Origin of the sequence: Secundilactobacillus malefermentans DSM 5705 = KCTC 3548 (assembly GCF_001436395.1) — a bacterium.
In the GTDB taxonomy this organism is placed as follows: Bacteria; Bacillota; Bacilli; order Lactobacillales; family Lactobacillaceae; genus Secundilactobacillus; species Secundilactobacillus malefermentans.
On sequence record NZ_AZGJ01000100.1, the window covers coordinates 1 to 1,614 of the forward strand.

A 1,614-nucleotide genomic window follows, 5' to 3' on the forward strand; every position below is an offset into this window, starting at 1 on the left:
ATTTTAATAATACGAGGAGGATTTTATATGATGACAGTACCTACATTTAAGTTAAACAATGGTTTAGAGATTCCAGCAGTTGGATTCGGTGTTTTTCAAGTTGAGGGTGGCGGGACAAAGCAAGCCGTTCTTGACGCAATTGATGCCGGTTATCGCTTAATCGATACAGCGCAGGCTTATGGTAATGAAGCCGAGGTTGGCGAAGCAATTAAAGAATCTAACGTTGACCGTAAAGATTTGTTTGTGACGACAAAAGTTTGGGTGACATCAACTGGTTATGAAGCAACTAAGAAAGAATTTCAAGAAGCCTTAGACAAGTTGCAACTTGATTACTTGGACATGTTCTTAATTCATCAGCCTTATGGGGATATTTTTGGATCATGGCGCGCAATGGAGGAACTTCAAAAGGCTGGAAAGGTTCGTGGCATCGGTATTTCAAACTTTAATGCAGATCGATTCATGGATTTAAACCAGCATGTTGAAGTAACGCCTCAGATGAATCAGATTGAAATTAATCCTTGGTTCCAACAAGATGAAGAAGTTGATTGGAACAACAAGCTAAATATCCAACCTGAGGCATGGGCACCATTTGCTGAAGGAAAGCATAACCTATTTACCAACGAAACATTGAGTAAAATTGGTGAGGCCCATAACAAGGGCGTTGGCCAAGTTGTCCTTCGCTGGCTCTACCAACGTGGAATTGTCAGTCTTGCCAAATCAGTTCATAAGGAACGAATGGAACAAAATATCGACATTTTTGATTTTGAATTAAGTGATACCGAAATGAATCAAATCAAGGAACTTGACATGAAGGTATCTGCCTTCTTTGACCACCGTGATCCAAATATGGTTAAACAACTGGGTGGAGATAATATTCTTTAATAAATGAAAAAGGAAGTATTTAAATGAAATTACTAATTTTTGCAGCCAACGGACAAATTGCAAGTATCGTTGAAGATCGAATTTTAAAGGAAGATCAATTTAAAGACGTTGAGCTAACTTTGGCCCTTCGAAACAGTAAACGACTAGCCAACTTGGCTGACAACCCACGAGTTAACGTGGTTGAAGCTGATTTGGGGGATGCCGATGCTGTTAAGCAAACTGTTGCTGGACAGGACATGGTGTTCGTTGCGGTTGTTGACCATACTGCTAATAACAACTGGACCAAGAACGTGATTGCGGGGATGAAGGAAGAAAACGTTAATCGCGTTATCTTTACTAATATCTTAGGCATTTACGACGAGGTTCCTGGTGAATTTGGTCGCTGGAACAAACAATCAGTTATGGCCGGGTTAGCAGCTGCTACCAACTCAGACAAGTTGTTAGCGGAGTCCGGTTTGGACTACACAACGCTCCGTTTGCCATGGTTGAATGACCGTGACGAAGTGAAGTACTCAGTTACTCATCGTGACGAATCATATGAGGGTGTATCAGGTTCACGCCAAAGTGTTGCGGATGTTGTTCTCAAAATTGTTGCTGATCCAGCATTTGGATCAAATGATAGCTTGGGAATGGCGGATCCGGAGACGCAGGGTGAGGATCGTCCGGTATATTAAGAAAATAAATTAAAACACGGCTCATCTTAAAAAAGAGGTTCTATACTTTTTCCTGTTG

General features: G+C 41.1%; 2 protein-coding genes. Both read left to right on the forward strand.

The genetic code is table 11. The annotated features are described in order from the left end of the window. Positions 1 to 30: 30 nt before the first annotated feature. Positions 31 to 882 carry an aldo/keto reductase gene (locus tag FD44_RS09835; RefSeq protein ID WP_029327481.1) on the forward strand — a complete coding sequence of 284 codons (852 nt, stop codon included), beginning with the start codon at positions 31 to 33 and terminating at the stop codon, positions 880 to 882. A 23-nt stretch (positions 883 to 905) separates the two neighbouring features. Next, the gene (locus tag FD44_RS09840; RefSeq protein WP_010619143.1) at positions 906 to 1,556 is read left to right on the forward strand and encodes an NAD(P)H-binding protein; all 651 of its coding nucleotides are present in this window, start codon (positions 906 to 908) and stop codon (positions 1,554 to 1,556) included. The last annotated feature ends 58 nt before the right edge of the window (positions 1,557 to 1,614 follow it).